This is a genomic window from Streptomyces sp. NPDC001204 (genome assembly GCF_053598035.1).
Genome location: NZ_JBSFJL010000004.1, coordinates 143,487 through 159,574 on the forward strand (window position 1 = coordinate 143,487; position 16,088 = coordinate 159,574).

Annotated in this window: 11 protein-coding genes; 6 read left to right on the forward strand and 5 right to left on the reverse strand. The window is 73.2% G+C overall.

Features of this window, described 5'->3' with window-relative positions; all coding sequences use genetic code 11:
• The 3 genes from ACWC91_RS07910 to ACWC91_RS07920 form a co-directional block, all read left to right on the forward strand.
• Positions 1-589: chitobiase/beta-hexosaminidase C-terminal domain-containing protein (locus ACWC91_RS07910; protein WP_450644493.1), on the forward strand; the 589-nt coding region annotated here is incomplete at its 5' end.
• A 259-nt stretch (positions 590-848) separates the two neighbouring features.
• Positions 849-2,030, forward strand: a complete 1,182-nt coding sequence (locus tag ACWC91_RS07915) for an ROK family protein (protein WP_225080074.1) — start codon at positions 849-851, stop codon at positions 2,028-2,030.
• 226 nt (positions 2,031-2,256) lie between these two features.
• Positions 2,257-3,432, forward strand: a complete 1,176-nt coding sequence (locus tag ACWC91_RS07920) for a helix-turn-helix domain-containing protein (protein ID WP_450644491.1) — start codon at positions 2,257-2,259, stop codon at positions 3,430-3,432.
• An 81-nt stretch (positions 3,433-3,513) separates the two neighbouring features.
• Here ACWC91_RS07920 and ACWC91_RS07925 read toward each other — a convergent pair whose 3' ends face one another.
• Together ACWC91_RS07925 and ACWC91_RS07930 are read right to left on the reverse strand one after the other, a co-directional pair.
• Entirely contained in the window at positions 3,514-6,540 is a 3,027-nt protein-coding gene (locus ACWC91_RS07925; RefSeq protein WP_281154035.1) for a M36 family metallopeptidase, read from the reverse strand.
• A 284-nt stretch (positions 6,541-6,824) separates the two neighbouring features.
• A complete protein-coding gene (locus ACWC91_RS07930; protein ID WP_225080086.1) occupies positions 6,825-9,389 on the reverse strand; it encodes a CHAT domain-containing protein in 2,565 nt (854 codons plus the stop codon).
• A gap of 158 nt (positions 9,390-9,547) precedes the next feature.
• On the opposite strand from ACWC91_RS07930, the gene ACWC91_RS07935 reads away from it, so the two are divergent.
• The 3 genes from ACWC91_RS07935 to ACWC91_RS07945 are packed head-to-tail and all read left to right on the forward strand — an operon-like array spanning position 9,548 to position 12,131.
• Entirely contained in the window at positions 9,548-10,984 is a 1,437-nt protein-coding gene (locus ACWC91_RS07935) for a S8/S53 family peptidase (RefSeq protein ID WP_450643911.1), read from the forward strand.
• A 59-nt stretch (positions 10,985-11,043) separates the two neighbouring features.
• The gene (locus ACWC91_RS07940; RefSeq protein ID WP_225080070.1) at positions 11,044-11,619 is read left to right on the forward strand and encodes an RNA polymerase sigma factor; all 576 of its coding nucleotides are present in this window, start codon (positions 11,044-11,046) and stop codon (positions 11,617-11,619) included.
• A complete protein-coding gene (locus ACWC91_RS07945; protein ID WP_225080069.1) occupies positions 11,616-12,131 on the forward strand; it encodes a hypothetical protein in 516 nt (171 codons plus the stop codon). Before ACWC91_RS07940 ends, ACWC91_RS07945 begins: the two co-directional genes overlap by 4 nt.
• 201 nt (positions 12,132-12,332) lie before the next feature.
• Here the strand turns inward: ACWC91_RS07945 and ACWC91_RS07950 are convergent, their stop codons facing one another.
• The 3 genes from ACWC91_RS07950 to ACWC91_RS07960 all read right to left on the reverse strand — a co-directional run bounded on the left by ACWC91_RS07950 (position 12,333) and on the right by ACWC91_RS07960 (position 15,744).
• The gene (locus tag ACWC91_RS07950) at positions 12,333-13,130 is read right to left on the reverse strand and encodes an N-formylglutamate amidohydrolase (protein ID WP_450643910.1); all 798 of its coding nucleotides are present in this window, start codon (positions 13,128-13,130) and stop codon (positions 12,333-12,335) included.
• Positions 13,131-13,216: 86 nt separating this feature from the next.
• Complete coding sequence (gene metX, locus ACWC91_RS07955) at positions 13,217-14,377, reverse strand: homoserine O-acetyltransferase MetX (RefSeq protein WP_450643912.1); 1,161 nt, start codon at positions 14,375-14,377, stop codon at positions 13,217-13,219.
• Positions 14,374-15,744, reverse strand: a complete 1,371-nt coding sequence (locus ACWC91_RS07960; protein ID WP_225080067.1) for a bifunctional o-acetylhomoserine/o-acetylserine sulfhydrylase — start codon at positions 15,742-15,744, stop codon at positions 14,374-14,376. Before ACWC91_RS07960 ends, metX begins: the two co-directional genes overlap by 4 nt.
• Positions 15,745-16,088: the final 344 nt, after the last annotated feature.

Sequence of the window (16,088 nt, forward strand, 5' to 3'; positions counted from 1 at the left end):
GTTCACCGTGGTGGCGGCTGTTCCGGAGGACAAGACGCCGCCGGAGACGTCGGCGTCGGTGTCGGGGACGAAGGACGCTTCCGGTAACTATGTGGGCAGCGCCACCGTGACGGTGTCCGCCTCGGACACCGGGTCCGGACTGGCCAGGATCGAGTACTCCCTCGACGGCGGCCCCTACCTCCAGTACTCGGCACCGGTGGTGATCGACAGGGCCGGTAGTCATGCCTTCCTCTACCGGGCCACCGACAAGGCCGGCAACACGTCCACGCCGAAGTCGCTGTCCCTCACCGTCGTCGACAGTGAGCCCCCGACCGACTGTCCGGAAAGGGACGACCGGGCCACCGTGTTCGTCGGTTCGATCAACACCGGTGTTCCCAACCGTGTCACGGCCGGCGGCTGCACGATCAACGAGCTGATCGAGGACAACCGGGCCTGGGAGAACCACGGCACGTTCGTCTCCCACGTCGGAAAGGTCGTCCAGACGCTGCGGGACGAGGGCGTCATCGACCAGCGGGAGGCCGCCGAGATCAAGAAGGCGGCGGGTCAGTCCGACGTCGGCAAGCCCAACCGCGGGCCCTCCGACGTGTGAGTCACGGCCGGGGCGGTGACACCGTCTGAGCCGTGAGCCCTGGCGGGCCGCTTCAGCAGCCCGCCAGGGCACCCTCCGGCGCCGGGTCCATGAAGCTGCCGCATACGGCTTTGTCCATCCGCAGATGAAAGTTCCACTAGTTGGTGCACAAGTTTCTTTCATCGGTGGCGGCTCGGTGCTACGGTCCTTTCCAAAGTCGTGCCCCCCAAGTGCCGGGCATGCGAACGGTTCTTGCCATGACGGGGGCGGCGTGAGGTCTATGACGGCTCGACCGGCCAATCTTCATCAGGCCCGGCTGCTCCGCCTCCTGCGCGACCTCGGCCCGCAGTCCCGGGTCGCCCTGGGGGAGCAGGTCGAGCTGTCGCGCTCCAAGCTCGCCTTCGAGATCGACCGGCTACTGGAGACAGGCCTGGTCGTGCAGGACGGCCTCGCCGCCTCCCGCGGTGGCCGCCGCTCGCACAACGTCCGGATCGCCCCGTCGCTGCGGTTCCTCGGCGTGGACATCGGCGCCACCTCCGTGGACGTCGCGGTCACCAATGCCGAGTTGGACGTCCTCGGCCACGTGGCCGAGACACTGGACGTGCGCGAAGGCCCGGTCGCGGTCTTCGAGCGGGTGCTCGCCCTGGCCGGCAAGCTGCGCGAGGCGGGACTGGCGGAACACTTCGACGGCGCCGGGATCGGCGTACCGGGACCCGTCCGGTTCCCCGAGGGCGTCCCCGTCGCGCCGCCGATCATGCCCGGCTGGGACGGCTTCCCCGTCCGGGAGGCGATGAGCCAGGAGCTGGGCTGCCCCGTCCTCGTCGACAACGACGTGAACCTGATGGCCCTGGGCGAGCAGCAGGCCGGCGTCGCCCGGTCCGTACGCGACTTCCTGTGCGTGAAGCTCGGAACCGGCATCGGCTGCGGCATCGTCGTCGGCGGCGAGGTGTATCGCGGTGTCACCGGCAGCGCCGGCGACATCGGCCACATCCAGGCGGACCCGGAGGGTCCGCGGTGCGCCTGCGGGAACATCGGCTGCCTGGAGGCGTACTTCGGCGGCAGCGCCCTCGTCCGCGACGCGACCGCGCTCGCCCAGTCCGGCCGCTCGACGGAACTGGCCGGACGGCTCGAAGCGGCCAGGAGACTGACCCCCGAGGACGTGTCGGCCGCCGCCGGTGCCGGGGACGCCGCCTCCCTGGACCTGATCCGCCAGGGCGGACGACGTACCGGTCAGGTCATCGCCGGTCTGGTCAGCTTCTTCAACCCCGGCCTCGTGGTCATCGGGGGAGGCCTGACCGGACTGGGTCACAACCTCCTGGCCAGCATCCGCACCCAGGTCTACCGGCAGTCCCTGCCGTTGGCGACCGGCAACCTGCCGATCGTCCTCGGCGAGCTCGGCCAGGTCGCCGGCGTCGTCGGCGCCACCCGGCTGATCAGCGACCACGTCTTCTCACCGGCCTGATCCCCACACGGCCCGATCCTCGCGGCCGGAGCGTTCGCCCTTCTCCCCGACGTGGTGCGAGGGCGCGAACTCGTAGCCATTGCAGGGGGGGGAGCGCGATCCATGGCCGCCCGCACTCTGGCGCGAGTGGACGGTGACACGTCAAGATCTCTTCCCCGGCGGCTCCGCCGGCCGGAAGCCGGTACCGGTGCGGGCCGGTGCACGCCCGGAGGAGGAGAGGAGCGACATGTACGAGACCGCCAGTCTCGACTCTGTGGAAGTACGTGCGTACCGCAGCCTGGTCAGGGTGCCGGAGGCGACGCCGTCCCAGCTCGCCCGCCGTCTCGGTCTGTCCGGGCGGGAGGCGGCCAGGCTCCTCGTCACGCTGGAGGCCAAGGGGCTGGTGAGCCGCGCCGAGGGTTCGGCACACCGCTTCCGGGCCTCGCCGCCGGAGCTGGCGCTCGGCCCGTTGCTGCTGAGCCGGCAGCAGGAGTTGCAGGCCGCGCAGTCGGTGATGGCGGAGCTCACGGAGGAGTACCGCAGCCAGACCCGGCGCCGGGGCTCGGTCGAGACGGTCGAGACGGTGACCGGGGCGCAGGCGATGGCCCGGACGTTCGACCAGCTTCAGCGCGGCGCCCGGGACGAGATCCTGGCACTGTGCAAGCCGCCGAACGTGGCGGTGCCGTCCCGCGGCAACGACACCCAACTGGAGGTCCTGGCCTCGGGGGTGACGTACCGCGCGGTCTACGAGTCGTCGGCGCTCGAGATGCCGCCCGAGGTGTACCGGATCCGCGAGTTCGTCGAATGCGGGGAACAGGCCCGGGTCGCCGCGGAGGTCCCGGTGAAGATGGTGGTCGCCGACCGGCAACTGGCCATGCTGGTCTCTCCGTTCGCGGGCGCGGGCGCCTTGGAGGCGGGCGTCCCGACCGGCGATCCGACGGGCGGCCCGGCAGACGCTTCGACCGGAGAACCGACCGGCTTCCCGACCGGCTTCCCGACCGGAGACCCGACAGGCGACGCGACTGGCGATCAGCCCGTCCAACCGCCACCCGCCCCCGCCGCCAGGCCGTCCGTCACCCCAGGCGCCGAGCCCGCGCCTGAGCCGTCCGCCGTCCTGGTCCGCCCAGGCGCACTGCTCGACGCCCTGATCGCCTTCTTCGAGAGCCTGTGGGCGGGCGCCTCCCCGCTGGTGCTCACCGAGGACGGGCTGGTCGGCGCGGCGGTATCCGACCGGACTCCTCCGCCGGAGGACCTGCTCCTGCTGTCGCTGCTGCTCACCGGACTGACGGACACCGCCATCGCGGGCCAGCTGGGCACGAGCCTGCGCACCGTCCAGCGCCGCATCCGCGATCTGATCGAGTTCGCCGGGGTCCGCACCCGGATGCAACTGGCCTGGGAGGCCTCCCGCCGCGGCTGGCTGTAGCGCCCGTCGCGGCGGGGCGCCGGGATCGGCCGCGGCCACCCGGGGCGGCTCCGGTGCGGACGCACCGGAGCCGCCGGCGGGTCACTTCTCGAAGACCTGGAACTCCGAGGCCCGGACGTTGAACGCCGCCGAGGAACCGGTGGCACAGTCCGTCACGTTGTTCGGGTCGTTGTCCTGCTTGCCCGCGTAGGCGGGGTTGCCCACGCACTGGTTGGTGATCGCCTCGATGCGCAGGTCGGTGGCCGTGGTCGCCGGGATGTCGAAGCTGCGCATGAGCAGGTCCGGTGCCGCCGGACGCGGCTTCGGCGCGTCGAAGGCGTTCGCCGGGCTGAGATAGACGACGTGGAACTGCTTGGGCTGGGAGCAGTCGACGGTCGCGGTGCGGGTGCAGGCCGAGACCTCGAACTGGCGCAGCGCCGAGAAGCGGCTCTGACTGCCGGTGTCGCCGCCCGGGTCCTTGCTGTCGGTCGGCCGGTTGACGGCGCTGACCTGGATGCGGCGGACCTTGGTCGGGCCGTCGACGGCCAGGTGGACGTAGACGCCCTTGCCGGTCACGGAAGTGCCGGTCTTGTCACCGACGTACGCCCAGTTGGTGCCCTCGTCGTCATCGATGAGCTTCGCCGCGTTGTACCCGTCGCCGGTCGCGGTGGCGCCGGCCGCCGCCGAGGCGAGGTTGGGCTGCATCTTCACCTTGACGGTCTGCTTGGAGGCGTCGTCGACCTGGAAGTCGAACCGCGTCAGGCCGTAGCCCGGGGCGACCGCGATCGCGTCGTAGTGGCCCTTGGTGAACAGCCCCTTGTTGCCGAGGTCGGGTGCGGTACCGGCGATCGGCGTGGTCCGGGCGCTGAACCGGCCTATGTAGATCCGGGCGTTGGGGATCTCATCCCCGCCGTTGACGACCTTGAAGGTGATGTTGCCGTTGACGCCGGTCGGGGTGGCGAAGTCCGCGTGCGGCCGCGTGTCGCTGGTCGACGTGGCGGTGGCGTCGATGCCCATGCCGCGCTTCGCGAACGCGCCCCACATGACGTCGAGGTCGGCGCCGTGGTAACGGATCTTGTCCGCGGCGAGCATCGCGTCACGCGCGTCGATCATGGTGATCTTGCCCGTGCCCATCAGCAGGTACGAGTCGAACATCAGCTGGATCCAGCGCCGGCCGCCACCGCAGTCGTCGACCGAGGTCTTGCCGGCCGCGCACGAGGCGAGCACCTTCTTGGACGGCTCGCCGTACTTGCCGACGAGCGCCTGACGCACCTCGTACTGCACGGCGTTCCAGATCTCGCCGTCGGAGTGCACCTCCGCCCCGCCCATGTCGTAGCCGAAGTTGGAGTAGTTGAGGGGGCTGCGGTCGATCGCGAAGTTGCGGATGCCGCGCTCGTCGTTGTCGGTCACGTACGGGCCGACCACCCACGGGTCCACCCCGTCCGGGACCGCGCCGGTCTCGATCAGCCGCTCGGTGGCGACCAGGTCGCTCCAGGACTCGCCCATCGAGCCGCCGTGCGTACCGGAGATGCCGGAGGTGCCGCCGCCGATCATGCGGTTGGTGATGGCGTGGGTGTACTCGTGGCCGATGACGGAGGCGTCGAAGTCACCGTCGGCGCAACGCCCGTAGAAGGCGCCGGCCAGCGGCTGCCACAGGTACATGTTGGTCAGGGCCACGCCGCCGTCGGCGCCGGTGCTCTGGTTGGCGTTGTTGCGGGTGCTGGGGTTGCTGCCGCCGGAGCGGGCCACGCCCATCTCCGGGTCGCCGCCCTTGCCGCCCAGGTCGTAGTTGTCGTGCTGCATGTTCCAGGTCTTCTCGGTGAACCCGAGCTGGTACGAGAAGTCGTGCATCGCGTTGTGCTGGGCGAACAGGTTGCCGATCGCCGCGTCGCGGTCCGGCTTCGCGGGGTCGGTCAGCACCTTCGGGTCGCAGCCGCTGGCGTGCCAGGCGTCGGTGTAGGAGTAGTCGTAGACCCGGTCGGCCCGCACGTCCGGGGCGATGCCGAGCCAGTTGCGCCCGGTGGCCGTCAGACCGTCGCTGGCGAAGGCGTTGGAGCCCAGCGTGGTGCCCAGCTTGTAGTAGGTGCCGTAGGTGCCGCCGCCCTCACCGGAGGCGATGTCCCAGGCGTGGTGCGGAGTGCCCGGGGCGGAGTCGCTCATGACGCGGTCGCAGCCGGGGGCGGCCACCCAGCACCAGGTCTCGCGGGTGTCGGTGGACGAGTCGTCCAGTGGGGGAGAGAAGGGGAAGACCTTCCACTGCGGATTGCCGTCGTGGCCGTCCGCGACGCCGTCCTCGACCAGGGACCGGCGGGCCAGCACCTCGCCGGTGCGGGCGTCGACGACGCTGTCGTACAGCTCCGGCTCCTCGCCGGCCGTACCGGCCTGCACCTGGTAGGCCGAGCGCACGGTGCCGTCGGGGTCGGCGATCACGACGGGGCGCACGATCTGCTGTCCGGACAGGCCCGAGGCCTCGAACTTCCGCCACTTGTCGGCGCTGTCCGCCGCGGTCAGCCTGCCGGGCGCCATCCCCACGTCGGCCAGCGCGGCCTTGATCGCGTCCTGCTCCGACAGGGTCGCCGCCTTCGGTGCGCCGGTGACCGGTGCCAGTGCGCCGGTGACGCTGACCACGGTGCCGTCGACCACACCCACGGAGACCTGGCCGTCCCGGCCGAACGGCTTGCCGTCCACCTCCTGGGCGAGCAGCACCGCCGCGCCCTTGCCGATCGGGGTGCTCGACACCAGCTTGAGGTCGTCGACCTGGTCGGCCGGGATGCCGAACAGGCCCGCGTTGGCCTTCAGGTAGGCTCGGGCGGTCTGTTCGGGCTTGGCCGGCAGCCCCTTCGCCAGGGCGGTGCCGTCGCCCTCCGGCACGACCGTGGTCGGGGTGCCGTACCGGCTCCAGCTCACCCGGGCGCCGGCCTTGGCCGCCGCGCCTCTGGCCTTGCTCGACGGGGCTCTGTGGGCCCCGGGCAGGTCCTTGTCGGGCTTTCCGTGGCTGTGGGCGCCGGGTGTGCCCGCGCCGGAGTCCGACGACCGCGGCTGAGCCGGGCCTGGGTCCGCACCGGCGGACGGTGTCTGGATCACCGCGACGATGCACGCCGTGGCCACCGCCAGGACGGTCCGCCGCACACGTGTGGAGCGTGTGGAGTATGTGCGCACTCGTACCCCTCTCCTCATGGAAGGACCGGACGGGGATTGCCCGTCCGGCACTCGCGGAGAGTGGCACGCGGCGCGGCACCGCCGGAATGATCGTGCATGGCGGAAACATGACAATGCAGAGTTCCGCCAGGGGCCGCCGCCGGACGCCGCCGGAGCGCCTGGTTGAAGGGTGGGGCTCCGGACGCCGACGGGCGACGGCGATCGATCCGAGCGGCACTCGGGCCCTCGTGCCCGGGCCGCTGCCCTCCTCCGTCTCAGGCCGCGCCGAATGCCGCGAAGGCCCAGCCCGTCGCCTGGTGTGTCGCGTCGTCCGGCAGCGCGGCCCGCGCGTCGCGCAGTGCCTCGGCCAGGGAGAGTCCGGCGTCCAGGCCCTTGTGCAGGGCGAGCATCAGGGGAACCACCGCCTCGTCGTTGACGGGGGCGCTGCACGCCACCACTCCGGCGGTGCCCAGCGGAAGCAACGCCGTGACCAGGCCCAGGAGTTCGTCGGCGCCCACCGAGGCGAACCGGGCGGTGTCGCAGCAGGACAGGATGATCCGGTACGGGCTGCGGTCCAGACGCTCGAAGTCGTGCACGATGAGCGGGCCGTCGGCCATCGTCAGCGACGAGAACAGTGGGCTGTCCGCACGGAAGGTGCCGTGCGCGGCGATGTGCGCGAGCGCGGCCCCGTCCAGCTCCCGCAGCACCCGCGACACGTGCGCGTCGGCCTCCTCCAGCACGGTCGGCGTGCCGTAGCGGTCGGCGAGTTCGGGCACCTCCGCGCCCCCGGTCGCCAGACCCGGCCCGCGCACCAGCACCCGGCGGCCCCCCGGCGGCGGTTCGGTCTCGTGGGCGCGCAGCCAGCTGCTCGCCGACGGCGACACGCTCAGCACCCGCTCCCGCAACGACGGCAGCAGCGCCCACGGCACCCGGTGCAGCGAGCCGGGCGGCACCACCACGACCGGCCCGGAGCCCAGATGCCGGGCAGCCGGGCCGAGCAGCAGCTCCTCCAGGCGGCGCCCCGCCGCCTCCACCAGCGGCAGCCGGGCCGCCGCCCCCGGGTGGGCCAGCCGCCGCAGTCCCGCCTGCACGTGCTCGGCCTCCGTCACCGCGTCCGCGAGCCACCCGGCCTCGAAGCGCCGTACCCGCCCCCCGCCGCACAGCAGCACGTGCACCCGCCCGTCCAGCACGGCCAGTTCGACCAGGCGCGCGTCCCCGAGCCGCGCCAGCAGCCGGCCGGGGTCGAACCGGTCTCCGCCGCCGGGCGCGTCGCCGCGCAGACGCAGGGTGCGGGAGCGGATCTCCCGCTCCAGACGCCGCTGTTCGCGTTCCAGGGCGGGCACCGGGTGGCCCTCCTGGCGGGCGTCCTGCGCGCGGGCGGCGATCTCACGGAAGGCGGTCAGCCCGCTGAGCAGGGCCGGGTCGGCGGGCGGCCGGGTGGGCGGCGCGGACAGCACGGTGGCCCGCCAGCGCTCGCTCCACACCAGCAGCCGCCGCGGCTCACCGGAGGCGAGAGCCGACTCCTGTGCCAGCGCGGCCAGTTCGGCGCCCTGCGCGGTCGCCCGGGCGCGCAACTCCGAGGCGCCCAGCGTCATCCGGTGGTCGTCGAGCACGTCGAGACCGCGTCGGCACGCCTCCAGCACGCCGCGGCGGGAGCCCGCCGCCCGTGCCCGCAGCGCCTGCGCCGCCCAGCCCGTCATCCGGGCGAGCGGCGGTCCGCCGTACCGGCTGCGCGCGGCGACGGCGAGATGGCTCTCGGCGTCCGCCGGCCGGCCCAGGGCGAGCGCGATCCGGCCCGCCAGCAGCGACGCCTCCGGTGCGGCAGGCGAGCCGAAGGAGGCCAGCCGTTCCGCCACCGCCGCGGCGTCCGCGACCAGCCGCCCCGAGCGGCGCCCGTCAGCCACCCGGGCCTCGATCAGCACCAGCCGGGCGTGCGTCTCCCACCAGCTGCGCCGCTGTCCGGCGAACAGCCGCACGGCCAGCGCCGCGCGCTCGGTCGCCGTGTGCGGGTCGTCCGTCAGCCGCGCCGCCCGTGCCGCGGCCAGCAGCAGTTCCGCCTTGCGGGTCGACTGGCCGCCGATGCCGTCCAGTTCGGCGATCGCCGCGTCCGCCCCGGCCAGCGCCTCGGGGGCGAGACCGGCCGCCATCAGGACCTCGCAGCGCCGGATGTCCAGCATGAACGTCGGCGTGCCGAGCTTGGCGTACTGCTCCTCGGCCTCGTCGAGGAGCCGCAGCGCCGCCGGGATGTCGCCCTGCCGGAACGCCGCCAGTCCCCGGCTCTCCACGGCGTCGGCCTTGTCGTGCTCCTGGCCGGTGGTGTCCCACAGCGCCTGGGCCGCGGTGAAGTCGGCATCCGCCCGTTCCACCGCGCCCAGCGCCAGATGCACCGTGGCCCGCAGCGTCAGGGCCCGCGCCGTCCAGATCACGTCACCGGCCTGCCGCAGCACGGGAATCGCCCGCCGTACGTCCTCCAGCGCCTCACGGTGACGGCCCAGCACCCACCACACGTACGCCCGCCGGAACAGCACCCGTGCCCGGGTGTGGCCCGTCCCGCGCGAGACCCCGCGCTCGAATGCCACGAGTCCCTGCCGCGTGCGCCCCGCGTGCACCAACGCGACCCCCAGCGTGGCCAGTACGTCGGCCTCCCGCTCGGCCGAGTCGGCGCGCGCCGCCAGATCCCGGGCCCGCCGCAGATGCCGCAGGGCCAGCCGGGTGTCGCCGAAGTCCCGCTGCCAGATGCCGATCACCTGGTGCGCCACGGAGCCGTGCAGCGGCGGCGGACCGGCCTCCAGCAGCCCACGGGCCCGCGCCAGGGCCTCGCCCGGCGCGGCGAACACCATGGGCAGCAGTTCGAGGACCGAGTCGCTTCCCGCTGTCACGGGTCGGATGGTAGTGGCCTGGTGGGGCGCCTGGAACCGGCGCATGCCGGTTGGCGCTGTATCAAGTGTGAGCCCCACGGCTCAGACTGACGACCGTCGCACCAACGGGAGGACACGCCATGGCACCTCAGCGATTCCGTGAGCAGTTCGCTCAGATCCAGCGCTCGATGCCGGACGTGCCGCTCGCGATGGGCCCGGACGACGCCGCCGAGTTCTGTTACGAGAAGGGCGTCGTCCTCGCCCGCGACGGCGAGGAGGCCCGCCTGGTCGAGGACACCGTCCGCACGCACTTCACCGCGGCGCCCGACCTGACCGCGGACCGCGTCCGCCGGGCGGGCCCGGAGACCAACCGCACCGGCGTCACCCGTATCCAGGTCGGCGACCCGGGCCGCGGCGACCGCGGCGGCGACCTCGCCGTCACGCACGCGCTGCGCGCCCTGCGCGAGCACGAGGGCAGAGCCGGACGGCGGCTGATCAGCCGCAACCACGTGGTGTCCATCGCGGTCAACGCCTGCCCCGGCGACGAGCCGGTGCCCGCCCCGCTCGCCCAGGGCCCCAACCCGGCGCCCGCCGAGACCGCCTACGACGGGGACACCGCCGTCGGCGTCCTCGTCGTCGACACCGGCCTCATGCACGACTACCGCTCGGTCCCGATGCTGGCCCACGTCCAGGGCGACGCGCAGGTGGAGGAGACCGACGACGACGGCGTCCTCCAGCAGTACGTCGGCCACGGCACGTTCATCGCCGGGCTGGTCGCGGCCGTCGCCCCCAACACCGACATCACCGTGCGCGGCACCCTCAACGACGCGGGCGCCGTCCTGGAGTCAGACTTCGGCCACCGGCTGTTCGAAGCCGTCGACGCGGGCGGCTGGCCCGACATCCTCAGCCTGTCCGCGGGCACCTCCAACGGCCGCACCGACGGCCTGCTCGGGGTGGACGCCTTCATGCGGGAACTGCGCTCCCGTGGCACCCTGCTCGTCGCGGCCGCCGGCAACAACGCCAGCGGCACCCCGTTCTGGCCCGCGGCCTACGCCGGCCTGCCGGACTACGCCGAGTCCGTGCTGTCGGTCGGCGCCCTGCGCGGCGACGGCGAGCACGGCGCCTGCTTCAGCAACCACGGAGCCTGGGTGAAGGCGTACGCCCCGGGCGAGCGTCTGACCAGTGCCCTCACCGGCTTCCGGACGCCCGTGCCGTACGTCTACCAGCACTCCACCTACGACGCCTGCCGGTTCGGCTTCTCCTACGCCTGCACCTGCCAGTACCCGCGCCACACCGGGGTGCTCAGCGAGGCGGAGCAGAGCCCTCGGGCGACGGCGGACCAGGTGGTGTTCGAGGGCTTCGCGCAGTGGAGCGGCACCTCCTTCGCCACCCCCGTGGCCGCCGGCATGATCGCGGCGCACATGACCGCACACAAGGAGCGCGACCCGCGCGCGGCCCGGCGCCAAGTGCTCGAGGCGAACACCGAATACGCGGAAGTACGCGGGGCGCACGTCCCGGCGCTGCGTCCGCCGACCTGGAGTCCGGTCCCCGTGGTCCGGCTCGCTCCGCCGGCATGAGGTCCGGAACAGCCCCCTCCACGGCGTACGATGACAGGCCGTATTCGAGGGGTGAGTTCGTGGATCGTGCAGAAGTCGGCCTGTTCGTCCAGTCCGCCGTCGACGGTGATGCGGCGGCCTGGAAGGCACTGGTGGAGGGGCTGAGTCCGCTCGTGTGGTCGGTCGTGCGCGCGCACCGGCTCTCGGACGCCGACGGACACGAGGTGTACCAGACCGTGTGGTTCCGCTTCGCCCAGCACCTCGGGCGGATCCGGGAGCCCGACAAGGCGGGCTCGTGGCTGGCGAGCACCGCGCGCAACGAGTGCCTGAAGACGTTGAGGAGCCTCAGCCGGCTGACGGTGACGAGCGATCCGCAGTTGCTGGACCGGGTCAGCGAGGACCGTACGCCCGAGCAGTCGCTGCTCGACTCCGAGGAAGCCGCCGCACAGAGCGAGCGGATCCGCAGGCTGTGGCAGGAGTTCGAGAAACTCGGCGACCGCTGCCGCCAGTTGCTGCGGGTGCTGATCGCCTCGCCGCCGCCCAGCTACCAGGAGGTGTCCGCGGCCCTCGGCGTGGCCGTGGGCAGTATCGGACCACTGCGCCAGCGCTGTCTGAGGCGTCTGCGCGCACGACTCGACGCACGGGGGACAGTGTGAACGACGGAAGCGACACCCACGACGACGACCGCAACGACGACGAACTCCTCGGCGGGGAAGAATCGTTCGACGAGGAGGAAGTGGTCGCGGGCCTGGAGGAGGAGCTGCGGCAGGCCGCCGCCATTCTCGACCCGGTGCCCGACAGCCTGCGTCAACTCGCCGTCGAGGCCTACGCGTTGCGTGACCTCGACGCCCGGATCGCGGAGCTGACCTTCGACTCGCTGGTGGACTCCATTCCGGTCCGGGGCGCGACGGACACACCGCGGATGCTGACCTTCCAGGCCGGTGAGCTGACTGTGGACGTCGAGGTCACCGGGGACGGGCTGATGGGGCAGGTGCTGCCGCCGCAGCAGGCCCGGATCGAGGTGCTGGCCGGCCCGCGGCGGCCGGGCCCCGCGCTCACCGCCGACGAACTGGGCCGGTTCACCGGCGAAGCGCCGCCCGCCGGCCCGTTCGCGCTGCGGCTGCGTGCGGGCGGCGAGGTCGTGGTCACGGAGTGGCTGCGGGCGTGACCGGCCCGGCGCACCTCACCGGCTGACCGGCAGGGTCGGCGGCCCGCGGATCATCATCCCCCCGCCAGGCGATCTGGTCGCCGGGGACCGCGAGCCGCGGCCCCGGCAGCCGGTCGAGCGGTAACCCGGCCTCCGCTCCCGCGCCGTACGGCCACCCCGGCCAAGCCCGCATCGCTCGTCGCGGCGTGCTCCAGCCGGAGGTCAGCGGCCCAGACCGTCGACGAGGGCGGCCAGCGCCCCGGCGAGCCGGCCGAGGCCGGGGCCCGCGGGGCCGCCCGGCTCGGTCATGTACGTGTCCCGCCGGATCTCCACCATCAGGGCGCCGACGCGGGCGTCCTCGCCGTAGAACTCCAGCGGGACGTACGCGCCGCTGAACGGGCTGTCCAGTCCCGTCCCGCCGCAGCGCGCGAACGCCGCACGGGCGAGCCCGGTCAGCTCGGCCGGGGTGTGGAAGGAGTCGGTGCCCAGGCACACGGGCGGCCGGGGACCACTGCCGTGCAGTTCGTAGGGGAGCGCGGCGCCGGGGTAGGAGTGCACGTCGATGATCACGGCCCGCCCGGTGGCGGCCAGCCGGTCGGCCACGGCCTTCGTCATCGCCTCGGCGTACGGCCGGAAGTACCGCTCGATCAGCGGCTCCGGGTCGGTGTCCGCCGGCCGCAGGACCTCCCGGTGCGTGGTCCGCGTGTACACCGCGCCCATCCCGACGGCGCGCATCTCCTCCCGCTCGTCCGGAAACCGCTCCGGGTCCACGACCAGCCGCGACAGCCGGTTGACGAACCGCCACGGCGTAAGGCCCGCCACCTCGGCCGCCGCCTCGGCGATCCGGTCGGTGTACGCGTCGGTGATGTGGTCCAGTTCCCGCTCAAGCGCCGCGTCGTCCAGCACGATCCCGGCCCGGACACCGCCCGGTATCGCTCGCGCCGCGTGCGGCACGTGCAGGATCACCGGCGACTCGGCGGCACCGGGCAGCAGTTCGAAGGACGGTGGGGTGTCGGGCATGGGGCTGTTCCTGTCTCTCTTCGCGTCGCCACGCGGTCTCGCCGCCATGGCCCCTCGATCCTGCCGCACCCCACTGACAACGCGGCTCAGACCGTCCCCAGCAGCTCCCGCACGAACCCTCCCACCTGCTCCGTCTCGATCAGGAAGCCGTCGTGGCCGTACGGCGACTCGACCACCCGGAGGCGGTCGGCGCCCGGGATGCCGTCGGCCAGCTCGGCCTGCTGGGCGAGCGGGTAGAGGCGGTCGGAGTCGACCCCGGCCACCAGCGTGGGGGCGGTCACCCGGCCCAGAGCGGCGCGCACACCGCCCCGGGCACGGCCGGCGTCGTGGGCGTTCATCGCCTCGGTCAGCACCACGTAGCTGGCCGCGTCGAACCGCCGTACCAGCTTGCCCGCGTGGTGGTCGAGGTAGGACTCCACCTGGTAGCGGCCGCCGTGCCACGGGTGCTCCGCGCCCTGCGGGGAACGGCCGAAACGGAGCTGGAGTTCGGGCTCGCTCCGGTAGGTGACATGGGCGAGCCGGCGGGCCAGTCCCAGGCCGGCGTGCGGTCCGGGGCCGGTGTCGTGGTAGTCGCCGCCGCGCCAGTGCGGGTCGCTGCGGATGGCGTGCAACTGGACGTTCGCCCAGGCGATCTGCTCCGCGCTCGCCGCAGCCGTCGTGGCGAGCAGCAGCAGGGCACCCGTGCGCTCCGGGTGCGACACCGCCCATTCCAGGGCCCGCATTCCGCCCATCGAGCCGCCTGCCACCAGGGCCCACCTCTCGATGCCCAGTGCGTCCGCCAGGTCCAACTCGGCCGCCACCTGGTCCCGCTGGGTCACGAACGGGAAGGCCCCGCCCCAGCACCGCACCCCGTCGGGTCGCGGCGAGGCCGGTCCCGTACTGCCCTGGCAGCCGCCCAGCACGTTCGGCGCGACGACGAACCACCGGTCGGTGTCCAGCGCCCGGCCCGGCCCGACCAGCCCCTCCCACCAGCCCGGCGTGGGATGACCGGGACCGGCCGGCCCGGTGACATGGCTGTCACCGGTGAGGGCGTGCAGCACCAGCACCGCGTTGGAGGCGTCCGGGGCCAGGCTGCCCCACGTCTCGAACGCCAGCCGTACGCCCGTTAGTTCACCCCCCGCCTCCAGCGGCAGGGGCCCGCGGAGGCCGTGCCACCGACGGCGCCCCGGCGGATCCCCCGCCCGCCAGGCCCCGGAGGCCGGCGGACGGGGGAGCGCGTCCGCGTGGGAGGCGAGCACGCTGTTCAGGACGCCCCCTTGGCCGCGCGGAAGCCGGCCTCCAGATCCGCCTTCAGGTCGGCGAGGCTCTCGATGCCGACCGACAGCCGCACCAGGCCCGGCGCGGTCCCGGTCGCCGCCAGCTGCTCCTCGTCCAGCTGGCTGTGCGTGGTGGACGCCGGGTGGATGATCAGGCTGCGCACGTCGCCGATGTTGGCGAGATGGCTGAACAACTCCACCCCGTCCACGAAGCGCTTGCCCGCCGCGACCCCGTCGCGCAGCTCGAAGGAGACCACCGCCCCCGCGCCCCGCGGCAGGTACCTGCGCCCCGCCTCGTACCAGGGGCTGGAGGGAAGTCCCGCGTAGTGGACCGCGGACACCTCGTCGCGCCGCTCCAGCCACTCCGCGAGCGCCCGCGCGTTGGCGGAGTGCCGCTCGATGCGCAGGCTCAGCGTCTCCACGCCCTGAAGCAGCAGGAACGCCGAGTGCGGGGACAGCGCCGGTCCCAGGTCGCGCAGCAGCTGTACCCGCAGCTTGGCGGCGAACGCGCCCGGCCCGAGCGCCGGCCAGTAGCGCAGACCGTGGTAGCTGGGGTCGGGTTCGGTGAAGTCCGGGAAGCGGTCGGCGTGCGCACCGAAGTCGAAGGTGCCGCCGTCCACCACGACCCCCGCGATCGCGGTGCCGTGCCCGCCGAGGAACTTGGTCGCCGAGTGCACCACGACGTCCGCGCCGTGCTCGATCGGGCGCAGCAGGTAGGGCGTCGGCACCGTGTTGTCCACGATCAGCGGCACGCCCGCCGAGTGCGCCACGTCGGCGACGGCCCGCACGTCCAGCACGTTGCCGCGCGGATTGCCCAGCGTCTCCGCGAACAGCGCCTTGGTGTTCGGCCGGATCGCGGCCCGCCAGCCCTCCGGGTCGTCCGGGTCGTCCACGAACGACACCTCGATGCCGAACTTCGGCAGGGTGTGCCGGAACAGGTTGTACGTGCCGCCGTACAGCGACGTACTGGAGACGACGTGGTCCCCGGCGCGCGCGACCGTCAGCAGCGCGAGCGTCTCCGCGGCCTGCCCGGAGGACAGCGCGACCGCGGCGACTCCGCCCTCGAGCGCGGCGATCCGCTGCTCGAACACGTCCTGGGTGGGGTTGTGGATGCGGGTGTAGATGTTGCCGGGCTCGGCGAGCGAGAACAGATCGGCGGCGTGCTGGGTGTCCCGGAAGACGAACGACGTCGTCTGGTAGATCGGTGTCGCCCGCGCGCCGGTCGCCGGGTCGGGGGCGGCCCCGGCGTGGACCTGCTTGGTCTCGAACGACCAGGCGGAGGTGTCGGGCCCGGCGGACGCCTCGTCGGGCGTGTGACCGGCGGCGACGGCGTCGATGGGCTGGGTGGGGTCGCTCATGGTGCTCCTCGTACGGAGTGCGGTGGCGCGGAATGCCACGGGTGTGCCGCGGGTCCCGGATGCCCAAGTGCCGTGCGCCGAGCGCCGCGAGGGGCGTCACGGGGCGTGCGTGAGCGCGTGCGGGAACCGCGGGATGAACGAGATGAGGGAGAGAAACGACGGAGGACCCGAGGGCCGTAACGCGACGGCGGTCCGCGGGTTCGTCAGCCGGTGAGGCGACAACCCGTGCTGGTGACACGTCCGTAGTCGACGTGGCGGCGGCTCACGAGCGCGATCATGCGACCCAGGTAAACACAGGGCTCCACGGCGCACCAGCGCCGGAGCGGGGATGACACGCAGCCGTC

Bases quoted from the DNA above. Each gene is read 5' to 3' on its own strand.
- ACWC91_RS07915 (WP_225080074.1), top strand. From the start codon at position 849: ATGACGGCTCGACCGGCCAATCTTCATCAGGCCCGGCTGCTCCGCCTC.
- ACWC91_RS07920 (WP_450644491.1), top strand. From the start codon at position 2,257: ATGTACGAGACCGCCAGTCTCGACTCTGTGGAAGTACGTGCGTACCGC.
- ACWC91_RS07930 (WP_225080086.1), bottom strand. From the start codon at position 9,389: ATGGTGTTCGCCGCGCCGGGCGAGGCCCTGGCGCGGGCCCGTGGGCTG.
- ACWC91_RS07935 (WP_450643911.1), top strand. From the start codon at position 9,548: ATGGCACCTCAGCGATTCCGTGAGCAGTTCGCTCAGATCCAGCGCTCG.
- ACWC91_RS07950 (WP_450643910.1), bottom strand. From the start codon at position 13,130: ATGCCCGACACCCCACCGTCCTTCGAACTGCTGCCCGGTGCCGCCGAG.
- ACWC91_RS07960 (WP_225080067.1), bottom strand. From the start codon at position 15,744: ATGAGCGACCCCACCCAGCCCATCGACGCCGTCGCCGCCGGTCACACG.